This window comes from Streptomyces sp. URMC 126 (assembly GCF_051386555.1).
Classification (GTDB): Bacteria; Actinomycetota; Actinomycetes; order Streptomycetales; family Streptomycetaceae; genus Streptomyces.
Genome location: NZ_JBPQTX010000554.1, coordinates 1 through 2,290, shown reverse-complemented (window position 1 = coordinate 2,290; position 2,290 = coordinate 1). Strand labels below are relative to the sequence as shown.

The 2,290-nt window shown below is 76.7% G+C and carries 2 protein-coding genes; both read right to left on the bottom strand.

Annotated features, from left to right (window positions below; all coding sequences use genetic code 11):
- Window positions 1–137: 137 nt before the first annotated feature.
- On the bottom strand, window positions 138–836 hold the full coding sequence (locus ACSNOK_RS32620) for a response regulator (protein ID WP_436784405.1): 699 nt from the start codon (window positions 834–836) through the stop codon (window positions 138–140).
- A gap of 9 nt (window positions 837–845) precedes the next feature.
- On the bottom strand, window positions 846–2,159 hold the full coding sequence (locus ACSNOK_RS32615) for a sensor histidine kinase (protein WP_436784404.1): 1,314 nt from the start codon (window positions 2,157–2,159) through the stop codon (window positions 846–848).
- Window positions 2,160–2,290 lie beyond the last annotated feature (131 nt).

Sequence of the window (2,290 nt, the reverse complement as noted above, 5' to 3'; positions counted from 1 at the left end):
CTCAAACGCCGGACGGGCTGGATAGTGCGCCCTGGCGCACACTTCAGCCCGTCCGGCGTTTGAGGACAACCGCGCGGAGCGCGGTTTCGGGGTCTGGGGCGCAGCCCCAGGAAACGGCGAAGGGGCGGGGCCGGGGCTCACTCCCCCCGTGGCCGCACCAGCCCCGTCTCGTACGCGATGACGACCAACTGGGCCCGATCCCGCGCCCCCAACTTCGCCATCGCCCGATTGACATGCGTCTTCACCGTCAACGGGCTGACGGCAAGCCGCTCCCCTATCTCGTCATTCGACAACCCGCCCGCCACCTGCACCAGCACCTCCCGCTCCCGCCCCGTCAGCGCGTCGAGCGCCTCCGCGCCCCGCCGCGCCGGGCCGGCGGTGTCGAAGCCCCCGCCCTGGGCGAGGAAGGTGGCGATCAGCCCCTTGGTGGCCGCCGGGGACAGCAGCGCCTCGCCGGCCGCGGCGACACGGATGGCGGCGAGCAGTTCGTCGGGCTCGGCGCCCTTGCCGAGGAAGCCGGACGCGCCCGCGCGCAGCGACTGCACCACGTACTCGTCGACCTCGAAGGTCGTCAGCATCACCACCCGTACCCCGTCGAGCGCCGGGTCGGAGCAGATCTCGCGGGTCGCGGCGAGGCCGTCCACGCCGGGCATCCGGATGTCCATGAGCACCACGTCGGGCCGTACCTCACGGGCCAGGCGCACCGCCTCGGCGCCGTCCGCCGCCTCGCCGACCACGCGCATGCCGGGTTCGGAGTCGACGAGGACGCGGAAGGCGCTGCGCAGCAGGGTCTGGTCGTCGGCGAGGAGAACGCTGATGAAGGACTCGTCCGTCATGGGGTCAGCCTAGGCCGGGCGGCGGGCGGCCCCGGGCCCGGAGCGGGCGCCGGTGGGCACGGGCAGCCGGACGCGGACCCGGAATCCGGGCGTCCCCTGCCGGGGTCCGGTCTCGATCGTGCCGCCGAGCGCCGTGACCCGTTCCCGCATGCCGACGAGGCCGTGCCCGCCGGATCCCGGCGCGACGGCACCCGGTCCGCCGGCTTCCGGACCGCCGTCCCCCGGGCCGTCGTCCAGGACGGTGAGCACCAGGCTGCCGGGGGCGCGGAGGATGACCACCTCGGCGCGGGCCCCGGGCCCGGCGTGCTTGTGCACGTTGGTCAGCGCCTCCTGGAGGACGCGGTACGCGGTGAGGTCCACGGCGGCCGGCAGCGCGCCGGCGACGGACGTGGCGGGGTCGTCGTCGCCGGGCCCCTCCGGGCCGCCGGCCCCGGGCTCGTCCGCCGGGGCGCCCGTCACGGTGACGGCCACGCGCAGGCCGGCCCGGGTGAAGCCGTCCACGAGCTGGTCGAAGGCGCCGAGGCCGGGCGCCGGCTCGGTGGGCGCCTCCGGGTCGCCGTGCTGGCGCAACAGCCCGACGGTGGACCGGAGTTCGTCCAGCGCGGACCGGCTCGCCTCCCTGATGTGGGCCAGCGCCCGCTTCGCCTGGTCCGGGCGGCTGTCCATGACGTGCGAGGCCACCCCGGCCTGGACGTTGACCAGCGCGATGTGGTGGGCGACGACGTCGTGCAGCTCACGGGCGATGCGCAGCCGCTCCTCGGCGACCCGGCGGCGCGCCTCCTCCTCGCGCGACCGCTCGGCGCGCAGCGCCCGTTCCTCGACCGCGGCGACGTACGCGCGCCGGCTGCGGACGGCGTCGCCCGCGGCGGCGGCCATGCCGGCCCAGGCGAGCATCCCCACGTTCTCCTGGGCGTACCAGGGCGGCGGCCCCAGCAGCATCACCGCGCCGGTGAGGGCGGCGATCGTCACCCCGGCGATGCGGAGGGCCGCGGCGCGTTCGGTGCGGGAGACGACGGTGTAGAGCGCCACGACGGCCGACAGCGCGACCTGGATGCGCGGGATCCCGTCACCGGCGTCCGCGGCGCCCGCCACGGTGAGCACGGACGTCACGGCCAGCACCGTGCGCGGCGCCCGGCGCCGGACCACCAGGGCCGCGGCGGCGAGGACGGCGCACGTCACGAAGACGGGGGCGAGGGGGTGGGCCGCCACCCGGCGGCCGACGAAGACGCTGCCGATCATCAGGGCGAGCACGGTGGCGGCGATCGTGGCGTCGGCGGCGGTGGGGTGGGCGCGGAGCCGGCCGCAGACGGTGGGGGTGGTCATCACGGCCCCTCCGGGGCGGGAAGTGTGCGGCGGCAGGCGCCTGCGGCGGGCTGATGCCCCGGTCCCGCCCCTTCGCCGATTCCCGGGGGGCAAGCCCCCCGGATCCCCTGATCGCGGCTTCGCCGCTCGTC